Annotated in this window: 16 protein-coding genes; 10 read left to right on the top strand and 6 right to left on the bottom strand. The window is 50.0% G+C overall.

Going from position 1 to position 19,512, the window contains the following annotated elements:
- Positions 1 to 10: 10 nt before the first annotated feature.
- Positions 11 to 1,483 (bottom strand): fructuronate reductase, encoded by a 1,473-nt coding sequence (locus ACLJRH_RS09955; RefSeq protein WP_023136684.1) that lies wholly within the window; start codon positions 1,481 to 1,483, stop codon positions 11 to 13.
- 110 nt (positions 1,484 to 1,593) lie between these two features.
- Positions 1,594 to 2,778: a mannonate dehydratase gene (uxuA, locus tag ACLJRH_RS09950; protein WP_000815491.1), complete on the bottom strand. Its 1,185-nt coding sequence runs from the start codon at positions 2,776 to 2,778 to the stop codon at positions 1,594 to 1,596.
- A gap of 404 nt (positions 2,779 to 3,182) precedes the next feature.
- Between uxuA and ACLJRH_RS09945 the strand changes: the two genes are divergently transcribed.
- The gene (locus tag ACLJRH_RS09945; RefSeq protein ID WP_000784370.1) at positions 3,183 to 4,487 is read left to right on the top strand and encodes an MFS transporter; all 1,305 of its coding nucleotides are present in this window, start codon (positions 3,183 to 3,185) and stop codon (positions 4,485 to 4,487) included.
- Between the two features lie 79 nt (positions 4,488 to 4,566).
- Here the strand turns inward: ACLJRH_RS09945 and uidC are convergent, their stop codons facing one another.
- From uidC to uidA, 3 genes are read right to left on the bottom strand one after another with little or no spacing between them, the layout of a single operon-like run.
- On the bottom strand, positions 4,567 to 5,832 hold the full coding sequence (gene uidC, locus ACLJRH_RS09940) for a glucuronide uptake porin UidC (protein ID WP_000712675.1): 1,266 nt from the start codon (positions 5,830 to 5,832) through the stop codon (positions 4,567 to 4,569).
- Positions 5,833 to 5,867: 35 nt separating this feature from the next.
- The gene (gene uidB / locus ACLJRH_RS09935) at positions 5,868 to 7,241 is read right to left on the bottom strand and encodes a glucuronide transporter (RefSeq protein ID WP_001075549.1); all 1,374 of its coding nucleotides are present in this window, start codon (positions 7,239 to 7,241) and stop codon (positions 5,868 to 5,870) included.
- On the bottom strand, positions 7,238 to 9,049 hold the full coding sequence (gene uidA / locus ACLJRH_RS09930) for a beta-glucuronidase (RefSeq protein ID WP_001608020.1): 1,812 nt from the start codon (positions 9,047 to 9,049) through the stop codon (positions 7,238 to 7,240). The genes uidB and uidA overlap by 4 nt, the downstream gene beginning before the upstream one ends.
- 374 nt (positions 9,050 to 9,423) lie before the next feature.
- Here uidA and ACLJRH_RS09925 point away from each other — a divergent pair, with 374 nt between their 5' ends.
- From ACLJRH_RS09925 to iraD, 5 genes are all read left to right on the top strand, one after another.
- Complete coding sequence (locus tag ACLJRH_RS09925; RefSeq protein ID WP_000428407.1) at positions 9,424 to 10,020, top strand: TetR/AcrR family transcriptional regulator; 597 nt, start codon at positions 9,424 to 9,426, stop codon at positions 10,018 to 10,020.
- Positions 10,021 to 10,332: 312 nt separating this feature from the next.
- Positions 10,333 to 11,211, top strand: coding sequence for a carbon-nitrogen hydrolase family protein (locus tag ACLJRH_RS09920; protein WP_000089258.1), 879 nt, complete (start codon positions 10,333 to 10,335; stop codon positions 11,209 to 11,211).
- A 38-nt stretch (positions 11,212 to 11,249) separates the two neighbouring features.
- Positions 11,250 to 12,173: a polysaccharide deacetylase family protein gene (locus tag ACLJRH_RS09915; RefSeq protein ID WP_000540892.1), complete on the top strand. Its 924-nt coding sequence runs from the start codon at positions 11,250 to 11,252 to the stop codon at positions 12,171 to 12,173.
- 725 nt (positions 12,174 to 12,898) lie between these two features.
- Positions 12,899 to 13,384: an Hcp family type VI secretion system effector gene (locus ACLJRH_RS09910; protein ID WP_000338753.1), complete on the top strand. Its 486-nt coding sequence runs from the start codon at positions 12,899 to 12,901 to the stop codon at positions 13,382 to 13,384.
- Entirely contained in the window at positions 13,384 to 13,764 is a 381-nt protein-coding gene (gene iraD / locus ACLJRH_RS09905; RefSeq protein WP_023139912.1) for an anti-adapter protein IraD, read from the top strand. The genes ACLJRH_RS09910 and iraD overlap by 1 nt, the downstream gene beginning before the upstream one ends.
- 135 nt (positions 13,765 to 13,899) lie before the next feature.
- On the opposite strand, the gene ACLJRH_RS09900 is transcribed toward iraD, so the two are convergent.
- Positions 13,900 to 15,384, bottom strand: a complete 1,485-nt coding sequence (locus ACLJRH_RS09900) for an NAD-dependent phenylacetaldehyde dehydrogenase (RefSeq protein WP_023137239.1) — start codon at positions 15,382 to 15,384, stop codon at positions 13,900 to 13,902.
- A 161-nt stretch (positions 15,385 to 15,545) separates the two neighbouring features.
- On the opposite strand from ACLJRH_RS09900, the gene ACLJRH_RS09895 reads away from it, so the two are divergent.
- From ACLJRH_RS09895 to ACLJRH_RS09880, 4 genes are all read left to right on the top strand, one after another.
- Positions 15,546 to 16,847: an NAD(P)/FAD-dependent oxidoreductase gene (locus ACLJRH_RS09895; protein ID WP_023137238.1), complete on the top strand. Its 1,302-nt coding sequence runs from the start codon at positions 15,546 to 15,548 to the stop codon at positions 16,845 to 16,847.
- A gap of 14 nt (positions 16,848 to 16,861) precedes the next feature.
- Positions 16,862 to 17,236 carry a cupin domain-containing protein gene (locus ACLJRH_RS09890; RefSeq protein WP_000542983.1) on the top strand — a complete coding sequence of 125 codons (375 nt, stop codon included), beginning with the start codon at positions 16,862 to 16,864 and terminating at the stop codon, positions 17,234 to 17,236.
- A 208-nt stretch (positions 17,237 to 17,444) separates the two neighbouring features.
- Positions 17,445 to 18,944 (top strand): APC family permease, encoded by a 1,500-nt coding sequence (locus ACLJRH_RS09885; protein ID WP_000475960.1) that lies wholly within the window; start codon positions 17,445 to 17,447, stop codon positions 18,942 to 18,944.
- A complete protein-coding gene (locus tag ACLJRH_RS09880) occupies positions 18,922 to 19,479 on the top strand; it encodes a DUF3156 family protein (RefSeq protein ID WP_000100109.1) in 558 nt (185 codons plus the stop codon). The genes ACLJRH_RS09885 and ACLJRH_RS09880 overlap by 23 nt, the downstream gene beginning before the upstream one ends.
- Positions 19,480 to 19,512 lie beyond the last annotated feature (33 nt).

Genomic DNA, 19,512 nt, shown 5'->3' with positions numbered 1-19,512 from the left:
ATTTATCTCCTTACTTAGCCAGCGCTTCTACCGTGGCTTTCGCGCCGTTCTGCAATAGCTGTTGGTAAGCGTCGGTAACGGCTTGCACAAATTCGTGGTTCTTCGGCAGGTCGCTGCCAAAGATAGACTCGATGGCCAGTAGCCCGCGAACGCGTTCTTCCGGCGTCTGATATTGCTGATGAATCGCCTGATACTGCGCGAGCAGCGGATCGACGACATCAATGGTTTTACCTTGTTCATCGACACCGCCGACGTAACGCATCCATCCGGCGACGCCCAGCGTCAGGCGGCGATAGTCATCGCCCTGTTGCAAGTGCAGACGTACCGGGTCCAACAAACGCTGCGGCAGTTTCTGACTGCCATCCATCGCGATCTGCCAGGTGCGGTGTTTCAACGAGGGGTTAGTGAAACGCGCAATCAACAAATTCGCATACCCTTCCAGATCGGTGCCTTCCGGCATTGACAACGTCGGCGCTTGTTCATCAAGCATCAGCGCCAGCGCCGCGCGACGGTAAGCCGGGTTGGTCATGGTATCGGCGATAGTGTCATACCCGCCGAGATAACCCAGATAGGCGAGGAAAGAGTGACTGCCGTTAAGCATACGCAGCTTCATCATCTCAAACGGTACGACGTCTGCAACGAATTGCGCGCCGACGGTGTCCCAGTCCGGGCGACCATTCACAAAGTTATCTTCGATGACCCACTGGCGGAAGGGTTCGCAGGCGATAGCGCAGGGATCATAAACCCCTAACTGGTCGGCAACCAGTTGTAGCGTCTCTTCGGTCGCCGCCGGAACAATGCGGTCAACCATGGTACAGGGGAAGGTCACATTGTCGGCAATCCATGCGGCGAGGGCGGCATCGCGAGCTTTTGCCAGACCGAGGACGGCAGCCTTCGCGACGTGACCATTCTCGCGCACGTTATCACACGACAGCACGGTAAAAGCTTTCAGTCCTTGCTCCCGGCGCATGTTTAGCGCTTCGACAATATAGCCAATGGCGGATTTAGGCTGCTGTGGATGGGCAAGATCGTTTTGGATCAGCGGGTTATTGACATCAAGCTCGCCGCTGGCGGGGTCGGTGCAGTAGCCTTTTTCGGTCACGGTTAAGGAGACGATGGCGGTTTCCGGGCGCGCCATTGCCGCCAGAATCCCTGCATGACCGTCGAATTCAGGGTGTAGCGCTTCTTTCATTGAACCGATAATTTTCAGTTCGGTACTTTCTGCGCCGCGTTCTGCAACGGTGTACAGCAGATTTTGCGCTTTCAGGTTCGCGATCAGCCGCGCGTCGTTACCCGGCATCAGGTTCACTTCACAAATGCCCCAGTCGCTGTCGCTCTTTTCCAGTAGATGATGAGTAAAGAGCGCCTGGTGCGCGCGGTGAAACGCCCCGCAGCCCAGATGCACAATACGGGATACCAGACGTGATTTGTCCCAGTTTGGGCGGGCGACGGAAACCTGGGCGGTGGCGATATTCTGTTCCATTGCAAACTCCTGTCATTCGACGTCTTCGCCCGCGATCTCCGGGGCGAGGCATGTTGCTATTGCATTGAGTAGGGGAAATCGCATGACGCGTCGCGCCATGCGAAAGAAGGTTATTTGCTAAAGAAAGCGCGCTGGATAGCCAGTTCGACGCCGCGGACTTCCGCAAGCCCTTTCAGACGGCCAATGGCGGAATAACCCGGATTCGTTTTCTTCTTCAGATCGTCCAGCATCTGATGACCGTGGTCCGGGCGCATCGGGATCAGATCGTCGCTACCTTCGGCTTTACGACGGTGCTCTTCTTCCACAATCGCTTTAACGACTTCATACATATCCACATCGCCGTGCAAATGGGCGGCCTCGTGGAAGGTCTTCGGATTCTCTTCGCGCAGCGTAGAACGCAGATGCGTAAAGTAGATGCGCGGACCAAATTGCTTGATCATATCAACCAGATCGTTGTCGGCGCGCACGCCGTAAGATCCGGTACACATGGTGAAGCCGTTCGCCATGCTATTAACGGTTTCCACCATCCATTGCATATCTTCAATGGTAGAGACAATGCGCGGCAGGCCGAGAATAGGGCGCGGCGGATCGTCAGGGTGAACGGCCATACGCACGCCAACCTCGTCGGCAACCGGAATAATGGCTTTCAGGAAATAGGCAAAATGTTCACGCAGTTTTGCTTTATCGATATCTTTATACGTCGCCAGGTGTTGACGGAACTGCTCCAGCGTATAGCCTTCTTCCGCGCCAGGTAAACCGGCAATAATGTTGCGGGTCAGACGTGCTTTGTCTTCCTCGCTCATGGTGGCGAAACGCCGCTCTGCCTGAGCAATCTCTTCTGCCGTATAGTCGGCTTCTGCTCCCGGACGCTTCAGGATGTGCAGTTCGAACGCGGCGAATTCAATCTGGTCAAAACGCAACGCTTTGGAACCATCCGGTAATACGTATTCCAGATCCGTACGTGTCCAGTCCAGCACCGGCATAAAGTTATAACAAACCGTATAGATACCGCATTGCGCCAGGTTACGTAGCGTTTGCTGGTAGTTTTTGATCCATAAATCGTACTGACCGGTGTGGGTTTTGATGTCTTCGTGGATAGGTACGCTCTCTACCACAGACCACTCCAGACCCGCCTCTTCAACGATTGCTTTACGTTTCTGGATCTCGTCTACCGACCAAATTTCTCCATTCGGGATATGGTGTAACGCCGTTACCACGCCGGTTGCGCCAGCCTGGCGTACATCTGACAGCGTTACCGGGTCGTTAGGTCCGTACCAGCGCCAGGTTTGTTTCATATCTCGTTTCCTCTTCTTGCGATAACGTCTTCGTGGTTGACCCATTGCCAGCCAACATCGAAACGTGCTTTGTAAACCCGTTCTGGCTCCTAAATTCAACCAAAAATTTTCTCATGTCAACCTTATTGTCTAAATTGGCTAACCAAATCACAAATATCATCATTCACGGTCTGCCAATTTTATTTATTTGATCTGTGTCAATTTTTGCTGGGTGAAAAGCATTCACCATTCAACTTGAAATGAGTTGATGTATTTATTTCAGGAATACTAAGTGCGGGAGTTGCCGCCAGATTTTGACCGGTCCGGATGAGAAAATATTGATTGGTCAACCAATTTTTGTGATTTCAGTTTTCCCGCTACAGGTCAGACGGCGCGGAGCTAATGTTTTTTAACGAGGCTTTATCATGAAGATGACAAAATTAAGATGGTGGATTATCGGCCTGGTCTGCGTAGGGACCATCGTAAACTACCTGTCCCGTAGCTCGCTTAGCGTTGCGGCGCCAGCGATGATGAAAGAACTCCATTTTGATGAGCAACAATATTCCTGGGTGGTGAGCGCCTTCCAGCTTTGTTACACCATTGCGCAGCCGATCACCGGCTATTTGATGGATGTCATCGGACTGAAAATCGGCTTCTTTATCTTTGCCTTGTTGTGGTCGCTGATCAACATGGCGCACGCGCTGGCCGGCGGCTGGATAAGCCTGGCATTTCTGCGTGGTCTGATGGGGCTGACCGAAGCGTCAGCGATTCCGGCCGGGATTAAAGCCAGCGCCGAATGGTTCCCGACGAAAGAACGCGGTATTGCGGGGGGCCTGTTTAATATCGGTACTTCGATTGGCGCGATGCTGGCGCCGCCGCTGGTGGTCTGGGCGATGCTGACCTTTGCTGATAGCGGCATCGGTACTGAAATGGCGTTTGTTATTACCGGTGGGATCGGCGTGCTGTTCGCCATCACCTGGTTCCTGATTTATAACTCGCCAAATAAACACCCGTGGATCACCCACAAAGAGCTGCGTTATATCGAAGACGGCCAGGAAAGCTATCTCCAGGACGATAACAAAAAACCGGCCGTTAAAGAGATCGTTAAAAAGCGTAACTTCTGGGCGTTGGCGATTACCCGTTTTCTGGCTGACCCGGCATGGGGAACGCTGAGTTTCTGGATGCCGCTGTATCTGATTAACGTGATGCATCTGCCGTTAAAAGAGATCGCCATGTTTGCCTGGTTGCCGTTCCTGGCGGCGGACTTTGGCTGCGTTGCAGGCGGTTTCCTGGCGAAGTTCTTCATGGAAAAGATGCACATGACCACGATCAATGCGCGTCGTTGTAGCTTTACCATCGGCGCTGTTTTGATGATTTCGATCGGTTTTGTCAGCATTACGACTAACCCGTATGTCGCCATTGCATTGATGAGTATTGGCGGTTTTGCGCACCAGACGCTGTCTACCGTCGTGATTACCATGAGCGCTGACCTGTTCAAGAAAAATGAGGTCGCGACGGTTGCTGGTCTGGCAGGATCTGCGGCATGGATGGGACAGTTAAGCTTCAACCTGTTTATGGGGGCGTTGGTCGCTATTATCGGTTACGGCCCGTTCTTCATTGCACTCAGTCTGTTCGATATTATCGGCGCCATCATCCTGTGGGTACTGATTAAAGATCCGGAAAAGCACCACCCGCCAATGACGGAACAGCCGCTGGCGTCTCACCACTAAAGCTGTCTCGTTTTCACAGGCCTGATAAGCGAAAGCGCTACCGGCCTCTAACGGCCACCTCCGGGTGGCCGTCTTCATCTTACCTGAGCATAAAATCATACTGGATGCTCATCTTCACATCCCAGTAATTCAAGCGATCGCCCAGCGCGCTACCGTCGCGTTTTTCGCGCCCTTTGTCAGCGGCAAGAAAAATGTTCATGCCCTCTAGCGGCCCCTCTTCAATACGATAATTTATGGCTCCCAGCAGACCCAACCCCTTAATTTGAACAGCGCGCTGGCTGGACTCATAACCGCGCGTGACGACAGGCGCGAATGTCATGGTGAGCTGTGGCGTAACACGGTAATTAACGCCCGCCTGCCAGGACTGCATGCCTTCCCGGTTGCGATCGAGGCTTAAAGAGAAGGGATAACCAATATCGGTATCGACCACTGCGCCGTTCATGGCGTGTTGCAGATAGCCGCCGCTGGCAAACAGGCTGCCCCAGGGGGCGCTCCAGGTAAACTGAGCGCTAACCAACCCGGTCTCATTAGGCTGGGTGGATGAACGACTTAGCCCCTCCAGCCGGGCGTAAAAACCGAGCAGCTCGCCTTTCAGGGCATAACCATCGTCTAGCGGTATCCGTTTTTCAAAGATACCCTGTACCTGACGGGAGACATCGTTTTGCTGCGAGCCGCCTATGGAATAGCGGCTGCTCTCGTCGTGCCAGCTGGCGGCGAAAAATGCGCGTGGACGATGATGATCATATTGACCCGTTTTACTGTTGTAGACGCCTTCATTGCGAATACCGGTCGTTGAGTCTGTCCACTGAAAAACGCGGGTACGCCACATTGCCCAGAACTCTACATTTGGCGTCAGCGCCAGGTAGCCCAGCGCGCCTTCGGAAGCGGTCGGTAGCGTGCGTTGTGAGCTGCTGGCGATGAGTGGAATTCGCCAGGGGAGGCTGCCATAACTATAATCGGTGCCAAAACGACCTATTTTTAAGCGGCTATTTTCTGTTGGCTTTATTTTTATTGCGCCAAGCACATAGCCGAAACTCTCGTGTCCGTCTAAGTACCAGCGCGTACTCATATTATCGCGAGCACCGAGTTTATAAACATAATACGCGCTACCCTCGACGCCGATCCGTTGTGAATAATAGCTGCTATTAAAATCAATTAACCCACCCTGAACCCAGGCATAAATATCTCTGCCTGCGCCCGCGCTGGGCTTATCAGCTCTTCGTAACTCATTTTTCAGTCTAAAACGTAAGGCGGACTCATCATCAGAAATTTGTAGGGCCAGGGCAGAAGGACAGGCCGCGACTACTGCTATTGGAATAGCCGCTATCTTCGCGAATTTTTTCATTGTTTAACCTGTTGTATATTATTGTTATCGAAAAGCTATTTATTAAAATCTTTAATAAGTTGTTGCTGTGACTGTTTTCGTTTATCTATCTCCTGAACAATCTCCTTAAATTTATTATCCGTTAATGGGTAAAACCAAATAATAATAAAAGCCAGTAACATAAAGCCGCACGGTATGAGCGATATAGACATCCGGATACCGGTAATGACTTCCGGCGTCTGCGTCTGATTGGCGATATAGCCACTTAACCCAAGAATAAAGGCCGGAATAGAACCGCCGATAGCCTGGCCGCATTTACGGGTAAAAGAAAATAGCGAGTAAGTCAGACCTTCTATGCGCACGCCCGTGAGATATTCGCCGTACTCCACGGTATCCGCCTCCAGCGCCCACATTACCGTCATGGTGATCCCCTGGCCAATAGCGGCAATCGCCAGAGCGGTTAAGGCCACGGGCACTGAATGGTCAGACATATAAAAGAAAAGCAAATACCCAAGGGTGCCCATTAAGGCGCCCGCCAGGAAGGTATTCTTCTTACCTATCTTCGCCACCAGACGGGGAACCAGAGGTGCTGACGCCACAGAACCTACCAGCATTTGTACCAGCACGATAACCGAGAAAAGGGCGGTATCATTCAAAACATAGCGTACATAGAACAGTGACGATGCGCTGACGGCGAAGGTCGAGATCAGAATGCATAGCGCGCCGGTACAAAGCATCATTAGCGGGCGGTTCTGTTTAAGCGTTTGCAGACTGATTTTTAACGACGGCTGCGCGACGATACGCACCACGTTTTCGCGGGTAGATTTAAAACAGATGAAATACAGCGCCATACCGGCAATGGCCAGGATAATGGTCCAGAAGAGGTAGACCGACGCCATTTCTGTCGGGCTGGAATGAGTAATACGCGGCCCGATCAGGAAGGCCAGACAGACAAACGTTAGCGAGGCCGCAATACTGCGCGCCGCGCCGAGACGGGCGCGCGAACGCGGTTCCTGAGTCATTGCCGTCGCCAGCGATCCATAGGGAATATTGACCATGCTATAGCAGAACCCAAGTCCCATATAGGTGAGATATGCGTAAATAACTTTGTTGCTATGACTCCACTCTGCCGGGACGCAGAATACCAGTACGCTAAACAGCATTAACGGCGCCGATCCGAACAGCAGGAACGGGCGAAATTTCCCCCAGCGGGTATTTACACTATCTACTATGCGTCCCGCCACCACATCGGCGAAGGCGTCAAATATTCGTACCAGTAAGAGCATCGTACCGGCAGCGGCGGCACCGACGCCTGCGACGTCGGTGTAATAACTTAGCAGGAACAGCGCCCCCATGGCGAAGGCGAAATTATTGGCAACATCACCCAGGCTGTAGCCTACGATAACGCGCCAGGAAAGCGGCTGGTTCATGATTTCTCTCCCTGCTGTGGCTTTTCGCCGAAGGTCATACCGGTCCAGCGTTTTTGCAGTATAAAGGCCGCCGATTTTGGTCTTCTGTCGCGGGTAAAAATCCCTTTTCGATTACCGCCGACGCGCATAATGCCCTGTGAAGTCGCGAAATCGGCAAAGTTCCAGACCTGCTCGCCGACAACGGCGCTAACGCGATCGAATACTCGGTGATACATCTCCAGCCAGGCGCACTGGTACTCTTCGCTCCACATGTCGCTGTACATCGAATGCAGCCCTGCCAGCGTATCGACGCCATATTCCGTCATGATGATGGGGCGGTGGAGTTTCTCCTGCCAGGCCAGTAACTCTTTCTCCAGCACTTTTTCTGCTTTCGCAAGATCGCCGCTTTGTACATACCAACCGTAATAGCGGTTCAGGCACACCACATCGAAGAGGTCGGTGATGGTGTCGGTTTCCACATCGCAAAACATGACGTTCACGCAGGTTATAGGGCGGGTCGGGTCCAGTTCGCGCGTGGCCTGCGCCAGTGGCGCAAAATAGTCTCTGGCGCCTTCTGGACGGGTATCCGGCTCATTCGCGATACTCCACATCACCACGCTGGGATGGTTTTTATCGCGGGCGATCAATTCCTGAATAGCCTTGAGATGCGCCCGCTGTGTTTCATCATTGACGCCTTCCTCGCTGTATAGCGCCTTCGGTTTTTCGCAGGAATCAAAGCCGATACCTAAAGAGAGATTGAAACCAACAGCTGCTGTTTCATCAATGACGACAATGCCATGCTTGTCCGCCCAGTCGAGCATCTCTTCGGCGTAAGGATAGTGCGACGTGCGATAAGAGTTGGCACCAATCCACGACATTAGCGCGTGATCGTGTACCATCAGCACGTTATCAAATCCTTTCCCTCGTAGATCGGCATCTTCATGGCGACCGAAGCCGGTAAAATAAAAAGGTTTATGATTTATCAGAAACTGTTCGCCTTTTACCGCTACGCTACGGATTCCTACCCGAAGCGGATAGTCATCACGTTCGTCCTGATGCTGTGCGATAACCCGCAGCTCGTACAGATATCCTTCGCCCGGTTGCCATAATCGTGGCGCTGCTATCTGTAATTCGCCCTTTGCCCCTTCGCCGTAGGCGACAATATGCTGCCCGGCATCCCGCAGTTCTACGCGTACTTCACCGTTGGCCTCCACCCGCCAGCTCAGTGTGGCCCGGGAGAGATCGTTCGCGACCTCCGTCGTCACCGTAATATCCTGAACAAACGTTTTTGGTGTGGTGTAGAGCATGACGCTACGGTGGATACCGGCGTAATTAAAGAAATCATGGAAGTATGATTGCTGCCTTTTCCCCGTTTCATCACGGGTCACCACCCCCGGAGGGATAGTCTGCCAGCTCAGCTCGTTATTGACGCATACTGTGATACGTATGCTCTCTCCGGCTGCCGCCAGGTGGCTGATATCCGCTTCGAAAGGTGTATAGCCTCCCTGGTGTTCCATCACGGCGTGGTCATTTACCCATACCTTTCCATAATGCGTGACGGCATCAAAACGTAGAACGATGCGTTGATGCTCCCAGCCTTTGGGGATGCGGACGTTGAGCTGATACCAGACATTGCCGACATAGTTGCGGATCTCTGCATCGGCAAACTGATCGTTATAACTACCCGGTACGGCGATAGCGCGGCTTTGGGGGAGCGGTTGTCGCCACCATTGTTGCGCGATACCGCAATCGTCTGCATCCGTGCAAAACGACCACAGTCCATCAAGTTTTTTGATTTCGCGGCTCTGGGTTTCTACGGGACGTAACATTGTTCACTCCTTAATCCTGATGAATTTTCATTGGTCAACCAGCAATAAAACAAGTTAACCAGTTGTCTGAGGCAATAGTTATCACGCAGCGATCGAGAGGGAAAATGCAGAAAGGAAGGATCTTAAGGCGGATCAAAAAAAACAGGATTGCAACCTGATTTTTGTTTCTTTTGTCACATAAAACCATTTTCATCCGTTGACATATGGCAAAAAATGTTCAATCGAACGTTCGTTCTACTGTTTTTTATACAGGAAGTGAGGGGGAGGGGGCGGGAGGGATATCATGAGGATCAAAGAAAATAGGATGAAGAGTAGGCGCCTGAAGTGCGCCCGGGTACACTGCCACCACGCAGAGTGAAAAATGGGTCAACGTAATGGAGAATAAACTTATCGAATCACTACCGACGCGGATGCGAATTTTACGCGCCGCCAGGCAGTGTTTTGCTGAAAACGGTTTTCACAGTACATCAATGAAAACGATCTGTAAGGCCAGCGACATGAGCCCCGGCACACTCTATCATCACTTCCCCTCTAAAGAGGCCCTGATTGAAGCCATTATTTTAGAAGATCAGGAAAGAGCACTAACCCATTTTCGTGAGCCGCTGGAGGGCGTTGGGCTGGTGGATTATCTGGTGGAGTCAACTATTGCCGTCACGCGTGAAGACTGCGCGCAGCGGGCGTTGGTCGTAGAGATTATGGCTGAAGGGATGCGTAATCCTCAGGTCGCGGAAATGCTAACCAATAAATACCACACTATTATCGCCTCGCTGGTTGCACGTTTTAACGATGCGCAGGCGAAGGGGGAAATTGGCGCCGATGTGGATAAAGAAATGGCGGCAAGGCTATTATTAGCTACCACGTATGGTGTTTTATCGGATAGCAGCTCTGCTGAGAATGCCCGGCACGTCAGTTTTGCGACGACGTTAAGAACTATGTTAACCGGGCTACTAAAATGCAACTCTGCAAGCTAGTGTCGGTAAAAATACGCGTTCGTTTTATACGAGCGCGTTATCATTTAGTTTGCCTGATTATTTTTAGATGATGAAAATAATATTGTGGTAAGGGTTATTGTTTTTCGCCTGGATTTTTATCGACTCTCTGTCTCGCTGCGATCATCGATAAAGTCCCCTTTATGTAAATAAAGCTTCAATGCTTCTACTCTTTTCTCCATATATTTTGCGTAGCTTCACAAAAAATAACCTGATGTCGTAATGCCCACTCCCTAATATTCTCCATGCGCTATACGTTAATTTAAGTTTAAATTTCATGCCGGGGATATCACGATGTCACGTAATTTTACTGTTTCAGCCTGTCAGTATATTGTTACTGAAATAAACACTTTTGAAGATTTCATAACAAAGGTAAGGATACTTCTTAATAAAAGTCAGGGAGCTGATGTCGTTATCTTCCCGGAGCTATTTACCATTGAGCTATTTACACTATTGAAAAAATGGCAAGAAAGACCCATTTCACACCTTACTTTAATTGATCAGTTCACGGATGCCTATAAGCAGCTTTTTCAACAGGAAGCGAAAGAAAGAGGACAGTTCATTATTGCTGGCTCTCATCTGGAGCAGACCGGAGTAGATCGCTATGAGAATGTTGCGCATATATGGGGACCCGATGGCGAACATTATGCCCACAGTAAGACGCATATCTTCCCGGCTGAACGGGGTTGGTATACTCAGGAAGGCGATAAAATGGCTGTTTTTCAACTGCCATTTGCAAAGGTGGGTTTTAATATTTGTTATGAAGCAGAAATACCGGAGTGTGCCGCGACGCTGGCGGAACAGGGTGTGGAGTTAATTTTAACGCCTTCCGCTACGTTTACTGAACAGGGATTTTGGCGAGTCAGGCATTGTTGCCACGCACGTTGTATTGAAAATCAAATTTATCTTGTTCACTGTTGCCTGGGCGGAAACCCGGGTGGGCCACTGCCAGGCTGCTGGGCCCGAAGTTCAATTTTAAGCCCCTGTGATGTCGTGTGGAAAAATCCACAAGGTATTATCGCAGAGGCGCACGTCAATCAAGAGGATGTCATTTCAGGAGAAATTAACCTCGATGTTCTATATGAAAATAGACTCGGTGGGGCAGCAACAACGTTCAAGGACAGACGCAGAAAAGCAGGCATATATAATATCTGGCCATCACACATTAAATAACAGAATGTGTCCCTTCTATGTATTAGCTGGAGGTCGTTATGGGATATTTAAAATTACCTGAGGGTAAAAGGATTGCGGTCAATCTTGGTGTCGATGTAGATGCTCAGTCTTTATGGCTGGGCGGATTTAATCGACCGTCGCCATCCTTTATGTCACGAGGAGAGTTTGGTGCACAAGTTGGCGTACCAAGGCTTCTGAAATTGTTCAAAGAAAATAATATCAAAACCACCTTTTTTATTCCCGGACACACTGTAGACACCTTCCCGGAAATCAGTAAAGCGATTTTTGATGCCGGGCATGAAATCGCTCACCATGGCTACTATCATGAAAATCCGACGCTGGTGAATCGTGATACAGAGCGCCGACTTATGGATCTGGCGTTCGCCTGTTATAAAAGACATTTCGGCATACGTCCTGTGGGATACCGTTCTCCCTATTGGGATTATAGCGAGAATACGCTGGATCTTCTGGAGGAAGCCGGTTTTCTCTATGACAGTAGCCTGATGGCGAGAGATCTTGTGCCTTACCATCCTCAACGTTGGCAGGTGAATTGGGAGACGGGAAATATCGCAGGCCCGGCCAGCGCGATTCTGGAAATTCCTGTTAGCTGGTATCTGGATGATTTTCCCGCACTGGCGTATACCGGCAACCAGGAGGGGATGAGCGATACTGACGGTGTTCTGCGACGCTGGAAGGATATTTTTACCTATGCTTATAACCATCAGGAAAACGGTTTATATGCGATGGCCCTTCATCCGCAGATAATCGGTCATGGGCATCATATGATGATGTTGTCACGCTTGATTGAACATATTAAAGGGCATGATGGCGTATGGTTTGCAACCTGTGAAGAGATAGCCAGTGTCTGGGTGGATGACGAAGAGGATCGACAAAAAATGCTCCGTCCTGATGTTCGTGGCGTAGCGCCGGTTCCGGATGATTATGGCTGGCCAGGCAAATGATATCACCTCATGACAATGTTAATATCAGTCGGGTAACGGATTACCCGGGCAGAAGTTACCTGTTTGCTCGCTCGTTAATGCATATTGTCCATCAGAAAGGGAGACTATCCCGGGACGTATAAAATCTTTTTTATTTCGGTCAAAACGTTAATCAACGAGAATAGTTTGTTTTTTGATTTAAATCATTTTTTAGTGTTCACAGGAAGATAAGCAAATAGCATTTATAATGTGAGTATTAAGAAAAATAAAATTTCCATAGTGATTAATTTTTATTTAACGCTTTGATTTTTAATGTTTTTGTATATGTTAATTGATGTAAATCAATTTGGGTTTTTTTATTGAGTAAGTAAAAATTAAGTTGATATTTGCTTTTTGATGTGTTTTTTATATATAGCTGATTATTATTCTGAAATGTCAATTTTTGAATAACAACGCTGTGATACCGGCACCAGGGATACTTTGCGATAAAAGGGATTGAATATGGCAGAGAGCGTTCAGTATAACCTCAATTGTATTTGGCCACAGCGGGCCAAAACCCTCTATTGCATTGCAACCAGCGGAATAACGTTCATCAGACGTGGGTAAACGTTGGCAAAATCCCTGCAAACCTGGCGCTTTTCACGCTGTGTTTTTTGGTAGTTGCGCTTTTAATAAGAGTCACAAGCGTTGGCCGCGGGTATTCGTCTGGCTGCTGAACTGCCACCTGATCAACAAGGAGATAAATCATGGATGCGATTTTTTTAAAGCTCGACAATATCAAAGGCGAAAGCCAGGTTGAAGGCTTTGAAGATCAGATAGAGATCATGTCTTATAGCCACAATGTGGCAATGCAGGTAAATAACGATGTTAGCCTCACTGAGCGGACTTCCGGGCGTGCGCATGTTGGTGAAATGTCGCTCACCAAATTTGTCGACCTCGCCACGCCTGTGCTCAATGAGTACTGCTGTAGCGGGAGGCTAATTAGAACCGCGGTGCTGACGTTGTGCCGCAATGACGACGGCAAAATGCGGTCGCTTATCGTTTATACCCTGACAAACGTGCTGATATCACAACTCAGTGTTAGCGGCGGCGCCGGCGGTAAGCCGGTGGAAACGATGTCGCTGAACTTCACGAAAATCGAATGGCAAATCACTGCCGAGAAATCAGACGGCGCTCAACAGGAGTCCAGAACGTCAGTATGGGATCTGGCGATGGACCAGATAGGGAAATGATGATGACGCCAACCATTCCGGTCGCGCTATTCGACAGGCTCTTGGTTGAGGGGATAAGCCCACATGAATTGGTACGCCGCAAGTTAATGTGTTTATTCAACTCTTGCGCTGTGGCAGGTGGCGAGACATTACCGCCGCTGCTCACTCGGGGTATGCCGGAATGGCACGAGGTGAATGTGGGTGACAGACGGGTTCTCAACTGGTTTTGCCGTGAGCTTCGCGCTGCTATTTTACGTTATGAACCGAGCATCAACATGCTGAAAGTCAGTGTAAAAGATGCCCATCATCAGACGCTGGCGTTGTCTTTGGAAGCGATGTTACAGGATGAGTCTGAACCGTTAAGACTGGAGATAGCCTACTCTAACGGTAGATGGCGCTAGTAATGCAGAAAAGAACGCCGGGCCGGGCGTTTTACATTACCCCAAAAGCAATAAAACGCAGCGAGCGAACCTGATAATCAGGCAGGCAGTCCACCTTTCGGTATGGTTGATCTGCCTGCATCATTTTCAGGATGGTTAATAACGGACCATGACAGATTTAAGTTCGGTATAGTCATCAATAAACGCGCTGCCAAATTCACGACCAATGCCCGATCCTTTCATCCCTCCAAAGGGTACCGCAGGATCGAGGAAGGTATGCATATTGACCCACACCATGCCAGCATCAATATCTTCAGCGTAGCGTAATGCCTTAGACATATTTTCCGACCACACACTTGCTGCAAGGCCAAATGGCGAAGCGTTGATATGCGAAAGCGCCTCTTTTTCATTCTGATAACCGATAAAGCTACAGACAGGGCCAAAGGTCTCCTCGTGCATCAGCGTACTGTTTTTACTACGCACTTTTACCGCCGTCGGCTGTAAAAAGTACCCTTCGCCGGGTAAAGTTTCACCGCCGTAAACAATGGTATCCCCTTCTTCCCGTGCGATTTGAATCAGACGCAGCACTTTTTCAAGCTGAACCTGATTCGCCAGCGGGCCCATCACCGTTTTTTCATCTAAAGGCGAGCCGGGCACGATCTCCGATAACCGTTGCCTGAGGAGCGTCATGACTGTATCCAGTTTTTCCTGGGGCAGATAAAAACGCTCTGCGGCAGCACAAATCTGTCCTTGATTCAGATAACCGGCTTCAAGAATACCGTTGACCATGGCTTGTGCCGAGAGATCATTGAGAAACAGCGCCGCATTTTTCCCTCCCAGTTCGAGGGTAACGCGTTTTCCTGACGATGTTGCCGAACGCCGGACTTTCTCACCTGTCGCGACTGACCCGGTGAAACTCACTTTGGCGCAATCTGGATGCGTGATCAGCTGTTGCGCTATCTCACCGCCAGCACCGTTTACCACGTTAATTACGCCATCAGGGAAACCTGCCTCTTTAGCCAGTTCAGCGACTCGCAGCAGTGTCAGCGGGGTATATTCACTTGGTTTAATGACGATGGTGCAGCCACATACCAGCGCTGCGGCCAGCTTCCAGATAGCAATCATAATTGAGAAATTCCACGGCACAATACCGACGACCACGCCAATGGGTTGGCGTTGGGTAAACGCTGTGTATCTCTCTTCTCCCATTGATGGCAGGGAGACATTCAGCGTTTCACCGGTTATTTTTCCTGCCCAACCGGCAAAGTAACGCAGGAAGGCCACTGACTGATCGAGTTCAAGACCGCGCGACAGCAGAATCGTTTTACCTGAACAGACGCTTTCCAGCTGAGCTAACTCTTCACGATGAGCGGCAAGAGTATCAGCCAGTTTCAGCAGTAATGCGCCGCGTTGTAACGTTGGCATTTTACGCCAGACATCAAACGCCCGTCTGGCGCTCTGCATGGCCTCTTCTGCCTGCGCAGGGGTTGCCGACACAACGTCGGCGATGATTTTGCCGGTGGCTGGGTTAGTGACCGAAAAGTTCGTGCCGTTTCCGGCCTGACGTTCACCTGCAATAAATTGTCCGTGTCGTTGGCGTAAAAAAGTCGTTACTTCGGCAAGTAATGTCACATCGCTCATCAGAAGTGCCTGTAGGTCAGGAATGTACGTTTTTCCATCCCAACATACTTTTTCGGAGCTGAATATCGTTCCAAAGAACGTCATTCTTCCGGACGATATTTTGTAAAACGTTACCGTGCTGTGATAGCGGTCTTAGTCAAGCGTGATGACAAGGTAACGCGATGAATACAAAAATCGATGCGTTGAATTACTACGGCGCGACGAAAAAATACCCGTTGCATTTTCCTGCTCTGCAAGAGGATATTGATGCCGATGTGGTGATCATTGGCGGTGGCTTTTCAGGCATCAATACCGCGCTGGAACTGGCGGAGCAGGGGATCACTAATGTTGTCGTTCTGGAAGCCCGTCATCTTGGGTATGGCGGCACCGGACGAAACGGCGGTCAGGTGATGGCCGGTATAGGTCACGACATCGAAGCCGTTAAAAAATATGTAGGCGCAGCGGGAATGGAGACGCTGTTTAAAATCTCGAACCTCGGCGCAGGTATTATTCGGGAGCGAATTCGTAAATACCATATTGATGCTGATTTTGTCCCCGGATATGGTTATCTGGCCTACAACCAGCGGCAGTTAAAAACGCTGCAACAATGGGAAAAAGAATTCAAAGCCGCTACGCCGGAAGACGATATTGAACTCTATACCGGTAAAGACGTGCAGCAGGTTATCGGTTCCGACGTCTACTGCGGTGTTCTCAAGCATATGGGGGGAGGGCATGTCCACTCGCTGAATTTATTGCTGGGCTCCGCTCAGGCTGCGAATTCGCTGGGGGTGAAGATATTCGAATATTCACCTGTGGTTGAGGTCAGTTACGGTAAAAGTGTGCGGGTACGTACTGCGATGGGCAGCGTAAAAGCAGCCAAATTGCTGTGGGCCTGTGATAGTTTTCTCAATAATCTGGAACCAGAAATTTATAAGAAAACGCTGGTTACTTATTCTTATCAGGTCTCTACAGAACCTCTCTCCAGCGAGCTTGTTGAGCGGATCAGTCCCTTGCGCGGGGCTTTTAGTGATATCCGCCCGGTGATAAATTACTACCGTCTCACAAAAGAAAACCGTCTGCTGTTTGGCAGCGCCACAAGGTTTCTTGAATATACCCCGCACGATTTTGCTGCCTGGAACCGCACTCTGTTGACGGAGGTCTTCCCTTATTTGAAAGACGTTAAAATCGATTTTGCCTGGGGCGGACCGATGGCCTGTAGCGCGAATCTGTTTCCGCAGATTGGCACGCTTCGTGAACACAATAATGTTTTTTATGTTCAGGGTTATTCCGGATTTGGCGTCACGCCTTCCCATATTGTATGCAAAATCCTGGCCGAAGGAATAAATGGCGGTTCCGAGCGGTATCGTCTGATGAGTAGCATTCCCCACGCGACAATTTATGGTCGCGACAGTTTACGTCTATTGCTGGTCAGTGCGGGAAAACTGATACATCAAACAGCCGGTTTCTGGAAAGGCCGGAATTAACCAGGAGAACATTAATGCACGCTTTTAAACTCAATCAACCTGTTCCTGAATTACAGCCAGTCGGGAGTGTCAGCCTGTTAGGGGCGTTGCCAACAGAAGGCGATCCCCAGGTCGCCGTTGCGATGATTTACGGTAAACCTGAGGATGTATTTACCTGTGGACTGTTTTCATCGACCCGCGGCGGTTTCACGATGATTTATCCCTTTACCGAGCACGCAACCGTGCTGGAAGGGGAAGTGGAACTCACTGTCGCTGGTCAGGAACCGATACGTTTTTCACCGGGCGATAGTTGGTTTGTTGAACAGGGAACCGAAGTGGCATGGAAAGTTTTAACGCCCCGTTTTGTAAAACATTATCTGGCAAACGTTGAAAGCCATAAACAGGATTGAATCCTTTAATTGTTCGTCAGTAGCGTTGGTATCACTGGGGAGAATAACGCGCTCCCCACTTGCTATTAGCGCATGCGGGGACGGCGTCACAACGTTATTTACCGTTATCCCTCTTCAGGACGATACCTGTTAGATGCGCTGCCTGCCATAAATAAGCGTTATTCCGGAGCGGTAATTTATTGTTGTAATAATAGTGAAGAGGTTGACCATGTTTAAAAACAGACTTGCCAGCCATCTTGAACGTGGCGTTATTGGTTTCCCCACGACGCTTGCCAGCTCCGTCGGGCTGATTATGGCAAGCCCGGTGATCCTGACCGTGACCAGTGGTTTTGGCTCAGGGGGAGATACCTTTGCCCTTGCGGTATTACTGGCATTTATTATGATGCAAGCGCAGATTACCACCTTTGCCGAAGCGGCAACGCTTATTCCCACAACTGGCTCCGTCTACGACTATATTTCCTGCGGAATGGGGCGTTTTTTCGCTATCACCGGTGCGCTTTGCGCTTACCTGATCGTACACATTTTTGCCGGCACGGCAGAAACGATTCTCGCTGGCGTCATGGCGCTGGTGAACTTTGAGTCTGTTAGCGAACACGTGGCCATGCAGCACAATACCTGGATGGTTGGCGTCGGCATGGTAGTGGTTTTCGGGTTACTGAATGCCATTGGTGTTGAAGTATTTGGCAAGGTGGAAGTATTTCTTACTTTCGGTATGTGGACTACCCTGACCATCTTCGGTTTATGCGGGATCCTGTTATCCCCGGTCACTCATCATTCTGGGTGGTTTGGCGCACCGCTTGATGTCAGTAATCTTTCTGGTCTGTTTGGTTATATTGGCATGGCGATGTTTATGTTCGTCGGTTGTGAACTGGTAACGCCAATGGCGCCGGAAATTAAAAAAGCGCATCGTACGATTCCCAGAGCGATGGCGCTTGGCCTTTTAGCGGTGGCAGGTTGTATGTTCCTCTATGGCGCTGCGATTAACCGGCAGGTAAATAATGTGGTTGTCGATGCGGCAAACCATATCTTTTTACTGGATACGCCGATGGCTATTCCCGCCTTTGCCAATCGTGTCATGGGACATGTCGGGCAATACTGGCTGGGCGTGGGGTTGTTGTTAGCGGGATGTGCGACGATTAATACGCTGATGGCGGCAGTACCGCGTATTATATACGGCATGGCGCTGGACGGCGCTTTGCCGCGGTTTCTGACCTGGTTGCACCCCCGCTTTAAAACACCGGTCATCGCCATCGCTTTCGGTGTTGCGATCCCCTGTTTACATGCCTGGTATCTGAACGGTGATATCGACCACATTGTTCCGCTGATCCTCGCTGCGGTCTGCGCCTGGGGGGTAGCTTATCTGCTGGTAACGTTATCGGTCGTTATCTTACGTATTCGGCGCCCCGATTTGCCACGCGCTTACCGGGCCCCCTGGTTCCCCTTACCTCAGATTATTTCGAGCGTGGGTATTATTATCGCCATTATTAATATCGCGCCTCCAGGAATGAACAGTCGGGATGTACTTATACCATTCGGTATTATGCTTGGATTGACTGCCGCCTATGCCTTATTCTGGACATTATGTGTGCAACGGGTTAATCCTTTCCTCCCACTTCCGGTAGAAGAGGTCGTGGAACGGGCGATGGGCAATTATGAAAAGCGAAACAATGAAGAGATGACGCCAGATGTCCTCCGTCCCCTGGTTTAAGAGCACATTAATGAACATGGTGTTACGTGATTTGAGCGGCTGGCGTTGTGAAAAATTGACCGAACATAGCGCCGTGCTGCATCTGAATGCATTTACCCAGGTTATCTGCCATGTTCAGCAAAAACGGTTATTCATGGCCAGTATTCACAGTTGTGAATTCAGGGTGAAAGGCACAATCAATTATCCTTTGCAGGGCAAAATTCGCGTTCATCAGCCCGGATGGCTGAAACGTTATCCCGTCATTTTTACTGGCAGCAAAAGTACCGCCGGGCTGATTAACTATCTTAATCGTTTCCCCAATTTACAACAGGCTCTGAGTGAACTGGATTATCGTCGGTTCACGCTGGTTTTACATCATAAGGAATGGTATTGCAGCATTGAGCTATGGGCTGCGAGCGAAGTGGTTTGTAAAATGCCGCCGCTGCGCCGTTATCTGCGGCTTGAGCGACACCAGCGTGTTCTTCTGCTGAGTGTGATAAATATGATCAATCAGGCCATGAATCAATGGCTGCAACAGGATACCGACGCCAGATAATATGACATTTTATTGAGGCATCAGCTCAGAGAG

The sequence above is a fragment of the Salmonella sp. SAL04162 genome (genome assembly GCF_046551535.1).
GTDB classification, from domain to species: Bacteria; Pseudomonadota; Gammaproteobacteria; order Enterobacterales; family Enterobacteriaceae; genus Salmonella; species Salmonella enterica.
The sequence above is the reverse complement of the archived record's forward strand: the minus strand, read 5'-3'. Positions and strand labels throughout refer to the sequence as shown.